Raw genomic sequence first — 15,725 nt, forward strand, 5'->3', positions numbered from 1 at the left:
CCAGCAGCGAGCCATCAAAAACCCCTCAAGGAGCCGACGCATGGGCCACCCGTTCCCGATCCGGGAGATCGCACGACAGGCGGGCCTGAGCGAGGCGACCGTCGACCGGGTGCTGAACGGCAGGGGAGGCGTGCGCGAGAGCACCGCACGGGAGGTCCGCCAGGCCATCGCCGACCTCGACCGGCAGCGCACGCAGGTGCGGCTCGTCGGCCGGACGTTCATGGTCGACATCGTGATGCAGGCACCCGAGCGGTTCACCACGGCGATCCGCGCCGCCCTGGAGGCCGAGCTGCCGGCCCTGCGTCCGGCGGTGCTGCGCTCCCGCTTCCACTTCCGCGAGACCGGCCCGGCCGGGGAACTGGTGCGGATCCTGGACCGGATCGCCCGGCGCGGCTCGCAGGGCGTGATCCTCAAGGCCCCGGACGTCCCCGAGGTCACCGCCGCTGTCGGCCGGCTCGAAGCCGCCGGCGTCCCGGTCGTGACGCTGGTGACCGATCTGCCCGCCAGTGCCCGCCTCGCCTACGTCGGCATAGACGACCGGGCGGCCGGCGCGACGGCCGCGTACCTGATGGGCCAGTGGCTGGGGGAGCGCCCGGGCAACATCCTCACCAGCCTCAGCAGCGGCTTCTTCCGCAACGAGGAGGAGCGCGAGATGGGCTTCCGCAGCGTCATGCGCGCCCGGCATCCCGAGCGCACGCTGGTCGAGATCGCCGAGGGGCAGGGCCTGGACGCCACCCAGTACGACCTCGTCCGGGCCGCGCTGGAACGCGACCCGGACATCCGCGCGGTCTACTCGATCGGCGGCGGCAACATCGCCACGCTGCGGGCCTTCGACGACCTCGGCCGCGACTGCGCGGTGTTCGTCGCGCACGACCTCGACCACGACAACACCCGTCTGCTGCGCGAGCACCGCCTGTCCGCCGTGCTCCACCACGACCTCCGCCAGGACGTCCGCGAGGCCTGCCACACCGTCATGCGCGCCCATGACGCGCTGCCGCCGGCGAGACCGACCCTGCCGTCGGCGATCCAGGTGGTGACGCCGTACAACATGCCGCCGCAGGCGGCCGTGTGATCCCTGGGCGCTTCCGGGCGTGTGTCCGGGAGGAGACCCGCCCGCGCCCCATACCGTCGGGCCCATGTGGACCTCGCGCCCGGACGGCGGCCCCGAGCGGTTGGTGACCCTGGTCGACGGCGTGTTCGCCATCGCCATCACCCTGCTCGTCCTGGATCTCTCCGTGGCCAGGGAACTCGATCCCGCGGCCTACCGCGCGGCCCTGCGCGAGCTGCTCCCGGAGCTCGGGGCCTACGCGCTGAGCGTCTGGGTGCTGGGGAGCTACTGGCGCGACCACCGCCGGATCTTCCAGGACGTCCGGGAGATCGACGGTCAGGTGATCAGCATCTCCATGGTCGGCCTCGGCGTCGCGGCGCTCGTCCCGTTCCCGACCCGGCTGCTCGCCGAGTACGGGGACCAGCCCGTGTCGGTCGCCGTCTACGCGGGGGCGGTGGCCGCGCTCGGCGCCTCCCACCTGGCGGTGGCCGCCGTGCTGGCCAAGCGTCCCTGGCTGCGGCACGGCAGGCCCTCCCAGGCGGCGAGCACGCTCTATCTCCTCGACAGCGCCACGATCGTGGTGGTCTTCCTCGCCACCGTCCCGCTGGTGTTCGCGACCGGCCCCGGGATCATGTGGCTGTGGCTCGTCCTCGTCCCGACGAAGGTCTACCTCGGCCGGCGGCTCCAGACCTCGACGAGCTGAGGAAACCGCATCAGGCCTTCCCGGCCACGTCCGCCCACGTACCGCTGCGCGCCGAGCGCGCCATCGCGTCCAGTGCGGCCGCGCTGCGCACGGCATCCGTGAGCGTCGCTCCGTGCGCGGTGCCCTCGGCGACCGACCTCAGGAAGCGGTACGCCTCGATGACCTTCAGGTCGTCGTAGCCCATGGCGTTCGCGGCGCCCGGCTGGAACGCGGCGAACTCGCCGTGGCCCGGGCCGACGTACACCGTGGTGACGGACTGGTCCTGGTACGTCGTGCCGCGGCTGACGCCCAGCTCGTTCATGCGGCGGAAGTCCCAGAACACGGCGCCCTTGGTGCCGTGCACCTCGAAGCCGTAGTTGTTCTGCTCGCCGACGGAGACCCGGCAGGCCTCCAGGACGCCGCGCGCCCCGGAGGAGAAGCGCAGCAGGCAGCTGACGTAGTCCTCGTTCTCGACCGGGCCGAGTTCACCTCCGGCGGCGCGGCTGTGGCCCGCCGTGGCGCTCGTCGGACGGGCCCGCTCCGGGAGGAAGACCGCCGTGTCGGCCGTCAGGGACGTGATGTCGCCGAGCAGATGACGGGCCAGGTCCACGCCGTGCGACGCCAGGTCGCCCAGCACCCCGCTGCCGCCCCGCTCCCGCTCGTAGCGCCACGTCAGCGCGCCCTCGGGATGGGCCGCGTAGTCGCTGAACAGCCGGACGCGGGCATGGGTGACGGTGCCGATCTCCCCGGAGGCGATCAGCTCGCGGGCCGCCTCGACGGCGGGCGCGTTGCGGTAGTTGAAGCCGACGGCGCCCTGCACGCCCGCCCTGGCCACCGCGTCCGCGACCGCGCCGGCGTCCTCGGCGGTCAGGCCCACCGGCTTCTCGATCCAGATGTGCTTGCCCGCCTCGGCCATGGCGACACCGATCTCGCGGTGCAGGAAGTTCGGCGCGGTGATGCTGACCGCCTGGACCCGCGGGTCGGCGGCCACTTCGCGCCAGTCGCGCGTCGTCGAGGCGAACCCGAACTGCGCGGCGGCCTCCTCCGCCCGGCCGGGGACCTCCTCCGCGACCGTCACCAGCTCCGGGACGAGGGGCAGGTGCGGATAGTGGTGCCGCACGCGCGCGTAGGCCTGGGTGTGCACCCGCCCCATCCAGCCGAATCCGATGACGGCGACGCCGAGCGTGTCCACCATGAGAGCCCCTCTTTGGACCGTTCCAGAACTTGTCCAGGCCACCCTGAGCGGGGTTTGTCGACGCTGTCAACCCTTTGACAAGCCGTGGCGCCGCATGGAACGGTCCATCCCATGAGACCGCCGACGATCCGAGACGTGGCCGAGCGGGCCGGTGTCTCCAAGTCGCTGGTCTCCCTCGTCCTGCGCGGCTCCGACCAGGTGCGCCCGGAGAAGCGGGACGCCGTGCTCCGGGCCGCCCGGGAGCTCGGCTACCGGCCCAACGCCGCCGCCCGCAGTCTCAGCGAGCAGCGCACCCGCACGGTCGGCGTCCTCCTGAACGATCTGCGCAACCCCTGGTTCGTCGACCTCCTCGACGGCCTGAACTCCCTGCTGCACGCCAACGGCCTGCAGATGCTGCTGGCCGACGCCCGCCTCAACCGCCGCACCGGCCAGGACCCGGCCGACCCGCTGCTGGAGCTGCGCGTCGACGGACTGGTCGTGGTCGGCACCCTGCCCGACCCGGCCGCCCTCGGCGGGGTCGCCGAGCGGATCCCGGTCGTGCTGGCCGGCTCCCGCGAACCGGCGCCGCCGGGCGTCGACGTCGTGGCGGGCGACGACGAGCGGGGTGCCCGGCTGGTCACCGAGCATCTGATCGGCCTCGGGCACCGCCGTATCGCCCACATCGCTGGATACGGCGCGGTGGGCGAGCTGCGGCGCCGGAGCTTCGAGGCGACGATGCGCCGGCACGGCCTCGCGGAGCAGGTGGTGGTCGAGCCGAGCGACATGACCGAGGAGGGCGGCTACCGCACGACGGTCCGGCTGCTCAGCCGCCCCGAGCGGCCCACGGCCGTCTTCGCCGTCAACGACATCGCCGCCATCGGCGTGCTCTCGGCGGCCGAGGAACTGGGGCTGCGCGTGCCGCGCGACGTGTCCGTCGTCGGCTACGACAACACGAGCATCGCCCGGCTGCGGCACGTGTGGCTCACGACGGTCGACAACACGAGCCACGAGGTCGGCCGCCGGGCGGCGCGCTGCCTCCTGGAGCGCTTCGAGGGCGCTGGTGGAGCCGGTCGCGTCCAACTGGCCACGCCCACCCTGGAGATCAGGGGGTCGACCGCGCCGGCGCCCTGATCGCCCACCTCGCTCAGAGGTTGATCGCGTACGCCTTGCGCAGGGTCTCGTGCACCGTCCACGTCGTACGGTCGCCCTCGCGCAGGACGGCCATGTCGCCGGGCCCGACCGTCAGCGTCGGGCCGCCCTCGACCTCGATCGTCGCCGACCCGCTGATCACGACGAACAGTTCGTCGGCCTCGGTGTCGGTGACCACGCCGGGCGTGATCTGCCAGACGCCCCGCACCTGACGGCCGTCCTCCGACTCCCAGACCACCTTCCCGGTCACCTCGGGCGTCCCGGAGACGATCTGCTCGGGCGCGAGGGGCTCGGGTTCGAGCTCGGCGTCGGGGATGTGCAGTACGAAGCTGTGCGTCATGCGGCGACCCTAGCCGCGCTGAGCGGGGGAGCGGCCTCGACAGAGTGTGGGGTGCCGGGCGGGCCGGGCGGACATTCCGTCGTCCCTGTTTCCGGGGCCGCGGGGCGCGGCCGGGACCGGAGCGGCACCCCATCCCACCGCCTATGCCCGGCTCAACCCCTATGCCCTGGTCGGGAGTTCCCGCCGACTCGCGTATTGTTTGCGGCATATGCCCAGGAGTTGAGATGTCCGGGATGCGCGAGTGTGCGGTGAAGGGGGAGCAGGACGTGGACGAGACGCGGCAAGGGCCCGCCCGGCGGCCCGGTCTGGCCGGAGGTGCCGTCACGGCACTCCTGGCCGTGGCCGCCTGCGCGGGGCACGCGACCAAGGCGGGCCTCCCCTGGTGGGCCGTCCTCGCCGTCGCCGTCTCGACGGTGGGTCTCGCCGGCTGGACCCGGCGCCCGGACCGGCCGTCGGCACGGGCCGGGGGGCGGCTCCCCATGCGGTAGGGTTGACCTGCGTGATCACGCGGTCAACCGCGCAATACGCAACGGGACGTGGCGCAGCTTGGTAGCGCACTTGACTGGGGGTCAAGGGGTCGCAGGTTCAAATCCTGTCGTCCCGACTGGAGACGGTCGCAGGTCAGGGCCGGTTTCGGAGGTGTCCGAAACCGGCCCTTGATCATTCTTGGGGACCAGTTGGGGACCGGCGCCCTTGACCGGGGTCAGCGGGTCACGACGATCGGGCTCGGCAGCGAGCGAGGTGCGCAGCACGCTGAGGTGTGCGGAGAGCGCCGCCCCGGCGGCCGTGATCTTGTGTACGTCGGGGTGTAGATAGCGCTGGGTGGTGGTCAGGGAGCCGTGGCCGGCGATCCGGCGGAGGACGTGTACCTGGACTCCGGCGTCGGCGAAACCGGTCCATCAGTCACCCGGGAACCAGAAGGCGGGCATCCGTCCGGTCGCCCAACGCAAGACGCCCAGGCCAGAGCCGCGTTCCTGGCCTCGTTCGGCGATCAACGGGGTGATGCCTCTCACCCGGACAAGGCGCCGGTACTTGTCGTGGTCGTAGCCCCGGTCAGCGAGCAGGGCGCCGGCGCGGGCGGCCGACGACACCGGCGACTGCCGGGACCCTGTCGAGCAAGGGCAGCAGCTGGGTGCCGTCGTTGCGGTTGCCGCCGGTCGGCGACACCGCGAGCGGGATGCCCTGGCCGTCGGTGAGGGATGCTTGCTGCCCGGACGTGCGCGGTCGACCGGGCTGGGATCATGGATTCAAGGAGGCGCTGGAGTCGCGGCTCGACTTCGGTTCGGTGGGCATGATCCGTTCGACCTGTCGCGCGCTGCGGCGGAGCAGTGCCAACGAGGCAAGGACAGCGAGCAGTTCGACAGCCGCCGCTGTCCAGCCGACCGCCGCGGCGCCCCCTTCGGCGAGTGCCGCGGAACCGAGGAAGCCCCCGGCGGAAATGCCGATGTAGATGGCGCTGCTGTTCAGGGAGAGGACGACGCTCGCCGACTCCGGGGCCAACTGTACGAGGCGGTGCGACTGGATGGGTGCGAACGCCCAGCCGAAGATGCCCCAGGTGACCAGGCCGACGATGGCCCAGCCTGCTCCTGTGGCGCCGCCCACGCCCAGTGAGCCCAGAAGGCCGAAGGAGGCGAGCGCGACCAGGAGGCCGGTCGTGGTGACCACGGTGAGCCTCTGTGCGGGAAAGCGATCGGCGCCCCGGCCGCCCAGGTGATTGCCGGTGACGGCTGCCAGACCGTAGATGGCCAGCCAGATGCTCAGCATGGTGCCGTGCACGTTTCCCACCTCGTCGAGCACGGGGCTGAGGTACGTCAGCAGGGTGAACGCGCCGGCGATCCACAGGACTGTGACGCACAGTGCGCTGGGCACTCCCGCGGTTCGTGAGGCTGCCACACGGGTGCGCAGGTCTGCGGGCGGGTTCGGCGGCAGTGGCGGGAGCAACAACACCAGTCCCAGGCAGGCCAGAGCACCGAGAGCCGCGACCACCAGGAAGGTGGTGCGCCAGCCGAACGCGTTGCCGATCAGGGTGCCCAGCGGCACACCCACGGCGGTAGAGACGGCGATGCCAGCGCTGACCGTGCTCAGCGCACGACCCCGCTGCTCGGCAGGGACCAGTGAGGGCACGACGGCCACTGCTCCGGGACTGAACACCGCCGCGGCCAGGCCCGACAGCACCCGGATGACGATCATGGTCTCGTAGGAGTCGACCAGTGCGGCGGCCACATTGGCGGCGGCGAACACCGTCAGACTGGAAATGAGCACAGGGCGCCGGGGGAGGTTGCCCAGAGCCACCGCGAGCAGCGGCGCGCCGAGGGCGTAGGCCAGCGCGAACGCGCTCACGAGGTGGCCCGTGTCGCTGTCCGACACGCCGAGGTCGCGGCCCATCTCGGGCAGGAGCCCGGCGATGACGTAACCGTCGGTGCCTATGGCGAACAATCCGACCGCGAGAAGGATGAGCCAGGCGCGGGTGGACATGGGTGAGGGCCTCCAGGTGGGCTTCGAGATAAGTAAGGGAGGGGAGCAAGGCTTTCGCGCCGCCGCTGGACGGGCTCCGGGGACATTCCGCCCGGTTCCCGCCAGACGACTTCTCAGGGGCTCACGTGCAGCCGTCCGAGGGGCGTGGCGTCAGCGCTTCCCTCGACATCACTGTGTGCGGTCCTCGTTCGCTCGGTCCTTGTTCGCCTGAGCGCAGGCGACCCGCCCCGGTTGCCATGACCTGCGCAGATGCGTGCTTGGCTCAGGCAATACCTTTCCGGGGCGGAAGAGCCTTCGGCAAGGAGCAGAACCGTCAGGCCCCGCCCAGTTCCTGCCGGTTGGCGCCAGCGGCACGGCCGTTGCGTACCCTCGTCGCCCGCGCCAAGTCGTCGGTCAGGTCGGCCACGGGGCGGCGCAGCGCGCTCGGCAGGTCCTGTCGCGCCAGCAGCTCACGGGCGGCCGCGACTGTCTCAGGAGTGGCGCTGTGCCGCGGATAGAGAGCCTTGATCAGCAGGTCCAGTACAAGGTCCCCGTGATGGGCCAGGCGCGGGGCTTCGGCGAAGAACCTGTCCACGTAGACGGCGGTCAGTTCGGTCTGTTCGGGCTGCCAGAAGCCGGAGGCCAGGGCGAGCAGGTTGTAGTTCGACAGCCCGTCCGAGGAGAACACCGCCTTCCACGCGGCCTCCTTGGCGCCGGAGTCCGGCAGCGCGGAACGGCACTTCATCGCTGCGTCGTCCGCATCGGGCCCCGGATCCTCGGCATGCGCCCGTTCCACCTCCTCGGCGCTCAGGGCGCCCAACACGGTCAGCCGCAGCCGGATCCGCCAACGGAGGTCACTGTCGAGCGCCAGCCCGGCCGGCAGCGATGGCCCTCGGCCCTCTGCCTCGGAGCGAAGCCAGCCCGCGAGTTCGTCCGCATCGTGCGAGAAGTCGATGAGGGCGCGCAGCAGAGCCAGCGCGGTCTGGTCGCCCGGCTGCGTTCGGGCCAGCCGCTCACGCAGGGCGGCGGCCACCCTGCTCATGGAGGTCGGCCGGTCGGCGGGCGACAGGAACCGGTCGGCCACCTCGAACCGGGCCTGCTCGAGCACCTCGGTCAGGATGGACAGCTCCGGCTCGTCCGCCAGCATGTCGGCGACCAGAGCCAGATGGGTGGCCGCGGGGTAGCTGCCGTCCTGAACGGACAGCAGCAGCTGGCACCACACCATCGCCCGGTTGATCGGGGTCAGTCCGGGCAGTTGCCAGGGCAGCGCGGCGAGGGACCTGCCGTCGAACCGGATCTTCGCATAGGTCAGGTCACCGTCGTTGAGCAGTACCAAGGCAGGTTCGGGCAGGCCGACGAGCTCCGGCAGCTCGGTGCGCGGGCCGCTGAGGTGCGCGCGCTTCAGCGTCCGCGCGCCATCCTCGTCGTAGAGGCCGATGTCCAGGGTGTGCGGGCGCAGGACCGGGTGGCTGTCGGGAGCGGACTGCTCCACGGACGCGGAGACGATGCGGCCGTCGCGTGAGACGAAATCCGCCCGGAGGGTGTTCAGGTTCGCTGACCTCAGCCATGCGTCCGCCCAGGTGCCGATGTCCGGGCCGGCGGATGCGTCGACGACGGAGTCCAGCGCGGCGAGGAAGTCGGCGTAGGAGGCGGTGGAGTGAGCATGCCGCTCCATGAAGGTTCGCAGACCCTTGCGGAGTGCGTCATCGCCGATCGCGGTGGCGAGTTGTCGCAGCGCCGAGTGCCCTTTGAAGTAGGAGATCCGGTCGAGGTCCAGCAGCGCGGACGCCATGTCCCCGGCCTCCAGGTTGACCGGGTGGGTGGAGGAGCGCTGATCGGCGAGATAAGCCTGGCCCTTTCGGCGCGCGGCGAACGTGGTGGGTGGCCCGGTGAAGCGGGTGACATCGCTGGTGATGCGATGGGCCAGGTAGTCGGCGAACGCCTGGCCCAGCCACAGGTCGTCCCACCACGCGCTGGTCACCAGGCCCGCCATCCACATGAGGGAGATGCCGTGCGCGAGCACGACGGCGCGCGTCTCGCGCTCGCTGTCGGTGGCCGCCGAGCTGAACACGTACTGCTCACGCAGCAGAACCAGCCCCGGATGGTCCAGGGACAGGACGCTGAACTCGGGGACGAACATCTGGTCGAACTTGTGCGAGGGGTAGGGCACGCCGAAGAGCCGGGCGCACTCGTCGAGGCACTGGCGCGTGACCTCGAACAGCTCCTCGACGTCGCTCTTGAGCGCGTCGGCGAGGGAGGCCCGGCAGTGCAGACCCAGCCGGATCGCTCCGTGCCGGGAGTGGAACGACTCGTACGGGCCGGCCGCCAGCGTCGTCAGGTAGGTGGCCTGCGGTTCGGTCGGGCCGATGCGCCAGTGACCGGCGCCCGTCGTGACCGCCTCGCCGGTCGCGAGCACCTGCCAGTCGGCCGGCACGGTGACGTCGAAGGTGAAGGGCGCCTTCAGGTCTGGCTGGTCGAAGCAGGCGAAGATCCGCGGGGCCTGGTCCACGTAGGGAAAGCCGTACACGTAGACGTTGTCGTCGGCCGGGTCGACGTAACGGTGCAGGCCCTCGTTGTTCTTCGAGTAGTGCATGTCCGCCACGACGGTCAGCTCGTTGTCGGCGCCGAGGTCGGTCAGGGGCAGCCGCCCGTCGGCGAGCGAAGTCGTGTCCACCACACGGCCGTTGAGCTCCGCAGACAGCAGAGTCGCCGGCTGGACGTCGAGGAAGGTGCTCTCGCCGGGGCGATCCGACCGGAAGCGGATGGTGGCGACGGAGCGGAAGACATCGTCTCCGCCAGTGAGATCGAGGGCCACCTGGTACGCGTCCACGGTGACCTTCGAGGCACGGTCGACCGCCTCGACCTTGGTGAGGCTGGGCATGATGACCTCTTTCGCGGCGTCGGTGATGGGTCGGGCTGACAAACATTGCATGAAGCAGAGCTGTGAAATGCGTGAGTGGGCGGCTCGTGGGAGGGCGACGTTTCGGCCCCAATGGGCACCGCAGGCCATGTCCTGGGGGGCGCGGAATCTCGCCGCATGAAGTGACCCGAGGATATCGCCCGACCGCCGACGACGCTGCAGGCATGGGACGGAAAGTTTGTGGGGTGCGAAATCCTTAAGCGATTTGATGGAGGGCTGTCAACAGGGCAAATCGGGTCCAACTTCGCTCCTCCTGATGCTTTCCCTGTCCTTTGTTCAAGTGAGTACGGGTTGCAGCTGAACACGCTGCGCCCACCCGCTGGTTGGCGAGTGATCAAGGTAGTGACCAGGTGCTATCTGGAGTGTGGCGGCAGCGGGGGAGTGCGGCCGGCGCTCGTGGCGCAATCGTTTCGGTGCTGTCGTTCCCTCGGTTCCAGAGACGGAAGTTGCACTGTTTAACTACCTGGACGGAGCGGGAGACTGGTGGGTATGCTCGCTTGATGTAACCGCTTTCTGTGAGTCATCAATTCAATCCGGCGATTAATTGGGGGCGGCGAGGTGCTGAGGCAGTGAACGAAGGGCAAAGTGGGTCCGGTGTAAGGCCGTTAGTTATTCTGGTTGCATCCGGAATGCAGTCATATCGCGAGTATCTTCTCCGCTCCATCGGGCAGAGGTTCCGGGTACATCTGCTGCACACCGAGGAGCCGGCATGGGAGAAGCCCTGGCTGGACGGGTGGACGGTCGTTCCTGACACCTGTGACGGCCCTGCGATGGCCAAGGTCGCCGAGGAGCTGAATGCCCGCACGCGGATCAGTGGTGTGCTCTGCTGGGACGAGGTGCGCATCCACGCGACGGCTTACGTCGCTGAGGCGCTGGGACTGCCCGGCGGCGACCCCTCGGTCCTGTGGCGCCTGCGTGACAAGGGTCAATGCCGGGTGGCGCTCGCGGCAGCGGGCGTGCCGCAGCCGGCCTCCGTACCCGTATCCGATCTCACGGGAGCGCTCACGGCCGCCGAGCGGATCGGCTACCCGGTGATCCTCAAGCCGCGGGGAATGGGCGCCAGCCTGGGGGTGATCAAGGCGGACGACCCGGACGCGCTGAGGGACGGCTTCTCCTTCACCAGTTCCATCGCGGTACCGCCGTCCGTGGTCTACAACTCCCCTGAGCCGTACCTTGTCGAGGAGTGCGTCACCGGCGAGGAGATCAGCGTCGACGCGGTAGTGCGCGACGGCGTGGTCAGCCCGGTGTTCGTGGCGCGCAAGGTGGTCGGCTATCCGCCGTACGCCGAGGAAGTCGGCCACTTCGTCGACGGGGCCGACCCCCTCCTGGCGGACCCCGAGCTCCGCCGGGTGCTGTCCGACACCCATGCCGCGCTCGGCGTTCGGGACGGGTGGACGCACAGCGAGTTCATGCTCACCGACACCGGGCCGCAGCTGATCGAGGTCAACGGCAGGCTGGGCGGGGACCTGATTCCCCGCCTCGGGCAGCTGGCCACCGGCATCGACCCGGGCCTGGCCGCCGCCTCGGTCGCCTGTGGACGAGAGCCGGATCTGCGGACGACCCGCGGTCAGGTGGCGGGAGTCCGCTTCCTGTATGTGGACGAGGACGACACCGAGATCGCGTCCGCCGGCTTCCCGAACCGGCTTCCTGACGCGGTCGACGAGGCCGTGACCCTGGCGGCGCCGGGAGCCATCTTCTCCCCACCGCCGAAAGGCACAGTCTGGGGCCGGATCGCCTATGTCGTCGCGACCGGCACCTCCAGGGAGAGTTGCCTGGCGGCGCTGGACGCCGCAGAGACCGCTTTCGCCTACAGCGCACGCTGAGGGCCCGCCGGGGAAGTGCGCGCACCCGGTCACCGGACTTCGTGGTCCGGCCGGAACACCACGCGCGTAGAAGACGAGTGAGGAAGAAACTCGCCAGAAGCGGGGAGAACTTGATGGAATCGCCAGCCAGGGTTTCACTGGCCGACTTATCGACCGGCACTTCGGTGCGGTTCAACGCCGAGGACGAAGCCCACGTCAGACGGCTCGCGGAAATGGACGACGAACTTCCGCCGATCATCGTGCACCGACAGACCATGCGGATCATCGACGGACTGCACCGCTACCGCGCGGCGATCATCAGAAAGCATCAGTCGATTCGTGTCGAGTTCTTCGACGGTTCGGAGGAGGACGCCTACATCCATGGCGTGCAGGTCAATGTCAGACACGGCCTGCCTCTCACCCTCGCGGAGCGGAAGGCGGCGGCCGAACGTGTCATCAGCATGCGGCCCGAGCTGTCCGATCGCGCACTTGCGGGGATCACCGGGCTCTCCGCCAAGACGGTGGGTTCCATTCGACGGAGTTCAACCGGGGAAGAAGCGCAGTTGAACGCCCGCGTCGGGCTGGACGGCCGGGTACGGCCGGTGAATGTCGAAGAGGGGCGCCGCCGTGCCCTGGAGATCATCCGTCAGGACCCCACCGCCTCGGTGAGGGAGATCGCCCGAGCCGCCGGCGTCTCGGTGGGCACGGCCCACAACATCCGCACACAGCTGAACTGTGCCCAGACGGCGGGGGCCCACCCAGACGGCGACTCGGCGCCGCACTCCGTCACCGTGAGCGCGGGGAAGGTCAGCACCGAGGAGTCCATGGGCCACGACGAGACTTCGCCGGTGACTGCCACCGTCACCCCTGTCCTGGCCCACCGGCCCCCCCGGAGTACGCCGCGGCGGGAGTCGTCACCGGATGTGTCCCCCCGGCTCTTTGCCCGCCTGGAGGGCCTCAGGCGCGACCCGTCGCTGCGCTTGACGGAGCGAGGGCGGGCCTTACTGGTGTGGTTGGGCCGTCGGCTGACGACATATGGCGAGGGGGCTCGAGAGCTCGACAACATCCCACCCCACCTGGTGCCGGTCATAGCCGACCTGGCGCTGGAGTGTGCAGACGAGTGGCGGCGGCTGGCGGCCGAGTTGCAGAGCCGGAACCGGCAGACGCCCCGTGAGGGATCGAGCGCCTGATGGATCAAACCCTGAGAGATCGAGGGAGACGCCGTGATCATCGGTCTTGACCACGTCGGTGTGGCGACCGCGGATCCGGCGGGAGCCGGATCGCTGCTCGCTCTGCTGGGCCTGGCCATGGAGGACCGGGGCGAGGCCGCGGACTACGGCGTGGACTGCGAGTTCTGGACGCCCACGAAGGGCGGCCCCTCCGTCGAACTGGTCTCCCCCCGGGACGAACAGGCAGCCGTCAGCGGGCGGCTCGCACGGAAGGAACAGGGCCTGTACCACGTGGCCTTCGAGGTGGATCACCTCGAAGGCGAACTCGACCGGCTGCGGCGCGAAGGGTTCGTGCTGGTGGACCAGGAGCCCCGGGCCGGGGCCCGGGACGGCATGCGCGTGGCCTTCGTGTACGCGCGGCGGCCCGCCGCGCTCCTGATCGAGCTCGTCGAGTACCGGCGGCCGGACGTGCCCTCGTGAACGTGGCTGTCGTCGGTGGTGGCCTGGCCGGCGCCGCCCTCGCATGGCGGCTGTCCCGACGTGGTGTGGGGGTCACGCTGTTCACCGGCGGTCCCGGCCGCCGGTGGACGGACGCCACGGGCGCGTCCGGTGGACTGGTCCGTGGGTTCGAGCCGGATCCGGCGGCCGCCGCCGTCGCCGCGGAGAGCCTGGCCGAGTTCCGGCGCGATGCGGTACTGCGTTCCTGGGCCGGATACCAGGAGTTGACCTCCACCTATGTCCTGGCCGCGGACAGCGCCCCGGACCGGGCCGAGGCGGCGGTGTCCGTGGTGGACGGCATCCTGCCGGGATCGGCCACTATCCGTCCGGCAGCCGGCCTCGCGCCCTTCCGGGGGCTGCCCGACGGCGCGCTGGCGGTCGTGGAACTGCACGCGGGTTACATCTCGCCCGCCCGGCTGCGCAACTCCCTGACCGCCGACGCGGTCGCGGCCGGAGCCGAGTTGTGTCACGTGCCGGTGGCCGGGGCGCGTCCCGAACCGGCTGTCGTGCTCGCGGACGGTACGGTGCGCCGCTGCGACAGCCTGGTGCTGGCCGCGGGTGCGTGGACGCCTCGACTGCTGGACGAGTGGGGGCTGCCCGGGCAGCGGCTGCGCACCAAACAGATCCAGTACACGCTCGGACGTGCCTCGCCGCCCGGCCTCGGCGCGTTCGTCGACGACACCTCGGGGCTGTACGGGCGCCCGGTGTCCACCGGACTCTTCCTGCTCGGGCTTCCGTCCGACCGCTGGCAGATCGAGCCGGCCGACGTGGCCGCCGATCCGGCGCTGGCGCGCCGGGTGACCATCCGGGCCGCGGAGCGGCTGGGCCTCGGCGCCTGGCCCGGCGCGGCGGCCCGGACGGTGGCGGCCCTGGACTGCTACCCCGCCGGCCGCGGCGGTCTCCGGCTGCGCGAAGCCATGCCCGCATCCCCCGTCTTCACCTTCACCGGAGGAAGCGGCGGCGCGGCGAAGACCGCGCTCCTCGCGGCCCGTGGGGCCGCCGCCGAACTCGTCGGCTAAAGGAAGATCCCGTTCACGGAAATAAAGAAAATGGCGTACGGAATCTTCTGTTGCCGAAATTGCGCGCCGGGTAGCGTGAATTCCCGAACCCCGCCACCGATTCACAGCGATGTCACCGAGATTGGGGATTGCGTTGGTACGCAACGAAGTGGAAGTGCTCGCCCTGGGGGCAGGTCCGGCCAATCTGGCCCTCGCCGTGGCCATGGAGGAGCTGGCCGCCGAAGAACTCGCCGCCGGTACCTACATCGCCGAGGCACACGACAGCGTCGTATGGCAGCGCGGGATGCTGCTGCCGTGGACGCAGAGTCAGGTTTCCTTTGTCAAGGACCTGGTGACGCTACGGAACCCGCGCAGTAAGTTCTCGTTCATCAATTTCCTGCATTCGGTGGGACGGCTGGACGAGTTTGTCAATCTCGGCACCTTCACTCCGTACCGCCAGGAGATATCCAATTATCTCCAGTGGGTTGCGGACTCGATGAGCCGGGTGCGCATCGGCTATGGCAAGCGTGCGCTCTCCGTCGCCCCCACGTGGAACGCGGATGGGCGGGTCGACGGATGGCTGACCCGGTTCGCCGACGACACCGAGACACTCTCCCGGCACCTCGTCATCGGCACGGGCCGCGATCCGCTCGTCCCAGAGGAGTTCGCCGGTCTGCCGGCCGACCGGCTCATCCACAGCAGCACGTACGCCGAGCGCATCGCCGATGTGGACGCCTCGACCACCCGCCGCATCGTGGTGATCGGTGGCGCGCAGAGCGCAGCGGAACTGCTGTGGGCCGCCCATCAGGAGTTCCCGTCCGCCGAGACGACGATGGTGATGCGCTCGATCGGCTTGAGGAACTACGAGTCGAGCAAGTTCACCAACGAGATCTTCTACCCCTCGTTCATCGACGAGTTCCACGCGGCGGCCCCGGAGGCGCGCAGTCAGCTGCTGCGGGAGATGCACCTGAGCAACTACGGCGGGCTGGCGCCGGCGATGCTCGAGACGCTGTACCGCCAGCGCTACCTCGAGCGGCTGAGTGGCGAGGAACGGCTCCGGATGATCACCATGACCGATGTCGTCGCCACCCGCGTCGAGGACAACGAGGTCGTGCTGTCGCTGGTCGACCGCCGCACTGGCCGGTCCGACGAACTGCGCTGCGACCTGGTGCTGCTCGGCACGGGCTTCCGAGGCGCGATGCCCGCGCTGGTGCAGGGGCTCGCGGCTGAACTGGGCGTCGACGAGGTCACCGTGGACCGCGGCTACCGCCTTCAACTGCCCGCCACCGACGGCGCCTCCTGCTACCTCCAGGGCGTCAATGAGGCCACGCACGGAATCGCGGACTCGCTGCTCAGCGTGCTGGCCAGCCGGTCCGGGGACATCGTCAAGGGCCTGCTGGCCGGACGCCGCGCGGTTCCCGCATTCGCCGAGATCGGCTGACAGCCGGTCATCATCACGGCTCTGGAATTTCGAACGGAGGACCATCGTGC

At 70.2% G+C, this 15,725-nt stretch carries 13 protein-coding genes, 1 tRNA gene and 1 pseudogene; 10 read left to right on the forward strand and 5 right to left on the reverse strand.

Translation table 11 applies throughout. The features are described 5' to 3' along the window. Positions 1-40: 40 nt before the first annotated feature. Both AB0G20_RS13925 and AB0G20_RS13930 read left to right on the forward strand, forming a co-directional pair. Complete coding sequence (locus tag AB0G20_RS13925; protein WP_361300720.1) at positions 41-1,072, forward strand: LacI family DNA-binding transcriptional regulator; 1,032 nt, start codon at positions 41-43, stop codon at positions 1,070-1,072. Between the two features lie 64 nt (positions 1,073-1,136). Further along, entirely contained in the window at positions 1,137-1,751 is a 615-nt protein-coding gene (locus tag AB0G20_RS13930) for a TMEM175 family protein (RefSeq protein WP_361300723.1), read from the forward strand. 10 nt (positions 1,752-1,761) lie between these two features. Here the strand turns inward: AB0G20_RS13930 and AB0G20_RS13935 are convergent, their stop codons facing one another. After that, positions 1,762-2,925 carry a Gfo/Idh/MocA family oxidoreductase gene (locus AB0G20_RS13935; protein WP_361300726.1) on the reverse strand — a complete coding sequence of 388 codons (1,164 nt, stop codon included), beginning with the start codon at positions 2,923-2,925 and terminating at the stop codon, positions 1,762-1,764. A gap of 111 nt (positions 2,926-3,036) precedes the next feature. Between AB0G20_RS13935 and AB0G20_RS13940 the strand changes: the two genes are divergently transcribed. Beyond that, the gene (locus AB0G20_RS13940) at positions 3,037-4,035 is read left to right on the forward strand and encodes a LacI family DNA-binding transcriptional regulator (RefSeq protein WP_361300729.1); all 999 of its coding nucleotides are present in this window, start codon (positions 3,037-3,039) and stop codon (positions 4,033-4,035) included. A gap of 13 nt (positions 4,036-4,048) precedes the next feature. Here the strand turns inward: AB0G20_RS13940 and AB0G20_RS13945 are convergent, their stop codons facing one another. Then, positions 4,049-4,393, reverse strand: a complete 345-nt coding sequence (locus tag AB0G20_RS13945) for a cupin domain-containing protein (RefSeq protein WP_030840645.1) — start codon at positions 4,391-4,393, stop codon at positions 4,049-4,051. A gap of 224 nt (positions 4,394-4,617) precedes the next feature. On the opposite strand from AB0G20_RS13945, the gene AB0G20_RS13950 reads away from it, so the two are divergent. Continuing rightward, a complete protein-coding gene (locus AB0G20_RS13950) occupies positions 4,618-4,881 on the forward strand; it encodes a hypothetical protein (protein WP_361300732.1) in 264 nt (87 codons plus the stop codon). A gap of 42 nt (positions 4,882-4,923) precedes the next feature. Further along, positions 4,924-4,997, forward strand: a tRNA-Pro gene (locus AB0G20_RS13955). 337 nt (positions 4,998-5,334) lie between these two features. On the opposite strand, the pseudogene AB0G20_RS13960 reads toward AB0G20_RS13955, so the two are convergent. The 3 genes and pseudogenes from AB0G20_RS13960 to pepN all read right to left on the reverse strand — a co-directional run. Continuing rightward, positions 5,335-5,631: pseudogene (locus AB0G20_RS13960) on the reverse strand (transposase); the annotation flags it as partial. A gap of 1 nt (position 5,632) precedes the next feature. Next, a complete protein-coding gene (locus tag AB0G20_RS13965; RefSeq protein ID WP_361300735.1) occupies positions 5,633-6,868 on the reverse strand; it encodes an MFS transporter in 1,236 nt (411 codons plus the stop codon). A 313-nt stretch (positions 6,869-7,181) separates the two neighbouring features. Next, positions 7,182-9,728 carry an aminopeptidase N gene (gene pepN, locus AB0G20_RS13970; protein ID WP_361300738.1) on the reverse strand — a complete coding sequence of 849 codons (2,547 nt, stop codon included), beginning with the start codon at positions 9,726-9,728 and terminating at the stop codon, positions 7,182-7,184. A gap of 668 nt (positions 9,729-10,396) precedes the next feature. Here pepN and AB0G20_RS13975 point away from each other — a divergent pair. The 5 genes from AB0G20_RS13975 to AB0G20_RS13995 all read left to right on the forward strand — a co-directional run bounded on the left by AB0G20_RS13975 (position 10,397) and on the right by AB0G20_RS13995 (position 15,675). Beyond that, positions 10,397-11,590, forward strand: a complete 1,194-nt coding sequence (locus AB0G20_RS13975) for an ATP-grasp domain-containing protein (protein WP_361300741.1) — start codon at positions 10,397-10,399, stop codon at positions 11,588-11,590. 113 nt (positions 11,591-11,703) lie between these two features. Then, entirely contained in the window at positions 11,704-12,759 is a 1,056-nt protein-coding gene (locus tag AB0G20_RS13980; protein ID WP_361300744.1) for a winged helix-turn-helix transcriptional regulator, read from the forward strand. Between the two features lie 33 nt (positions 12,760-12,792). Then, positions 12,793-13,218, forward strand: a complete 426-nt coding sequence (locus tag AB0G20_RS13985) for a VOC family protein (protein ID WP_361300747.1) — start codon at positions 12,793-12,795, stop codon at positions 13,216-13,218. 2 nt (positions 13,219-13,220) lie between these two features. Beyond that, positions 13,221-14,255 (forward strand): FAD-dependent oxidoreductase, encoded by a 1,035-nt coding sequence (locus AB0G20_RS13990; protein WP_361300750.1) that lies wholly within the window; start codon positions 13,221-13,223, stop codon positions 14,253-14,255. 148 nt (positions 14,256-14,403) lie between these two features. Further along, positions 14,404-15,675, forward strand: coding sequence for a SidA/IucD/PvdA family monooxygenase (locus tag AB0G20_RS13995; RefSeq protein WP_361300753.1), 1,272 nt, complete (start codon positions 14,404-14,406; stop codon positions 15,673-15,675). Positions 15,676-15,725: the final 50 nt, after the last annotated feature.

The organism is Streptomyces sp. NPDC024017 (genome assembly GCF_040638895.1).
Lineage (GTDB): Bacteria > Actinomycetota > Actinomycetes > Streptomycetales > Streptomycetaceae > Streptomyces.

Bases quoted from the DNA above. Each gene is read 5' to 3' on its own strand.
- AB0G20_RS13935 (WP_361300726.1), bottom strand. From the start codon at position 2,925: ATGGTGGACACGCTCGGCGTCGCCGTCATCGGATTCGGCTGGATGGGG.
- AB0G20_RS13950 (WP_361300732.1), top strand. From the start codon at position 4,618: ATGTCCGGGATGCGCGAGTGTGCGGTGAAGGGGGAGCAGGACGTGGAC.
- AB0G20_RS13980 (WP_361300744.1), top strand. From the start codon at position 11,704: ATGGAATCGCCAGCCAGGGTTTCACTGGCCGACTTATCGACCGGCACT.
- AB0G20_RS13940 (WP_361300729.1), top strand. From the start codon at position 3,037: ATGAGACCGCCGACGATCCGAGACGTGGCCGAGCGGGCCGGTGTCTCC.
- AB0G20_RS13930 (WP_361300723.1), top strand. From the start codon at position 1,137: ATGTGGACCTCGCGCCCGGACGGCGGCCCCGAGCGGTTGGTGACCCTG.
- AB0G20_RS13945 (WP_030840645.1), bottom strand. From the start codon at position 4,393: ATGACGCACAGCTTCGTACTGCACATCCCCGACGCCGAGCTCGAACCC.
- pepN (WP_361300738.1), bottom strand. From the start codon at position 9,728: ATGCCCAGCCTCACCAAGGTCGAGGCGGTCGACCGTGCCTCGAAGGTC.
- AB0G20_RS13965 (WP_361300735.1), bottom strand. From the start codon at position 6,868: ATGTCCACCCGCGCCTGGCTCATCCTTCTCGCGGTCGGATTGTTCGCC.
- AB0G20_RS13975 (WP_361300741.1), top strand. From the start codon at position 10,397: ATGCAGTCATATCGCGAGTATCTTCTCCGCTCCATCGGGCAGAGGTTC.
- AB0G20_RS13925 (WP_361300720.1), top strand. From the start codon at position 41: ATGGGCCACCCGTTCCCGATCCGGGAGATCGCACGACAGGCGGGCCTG.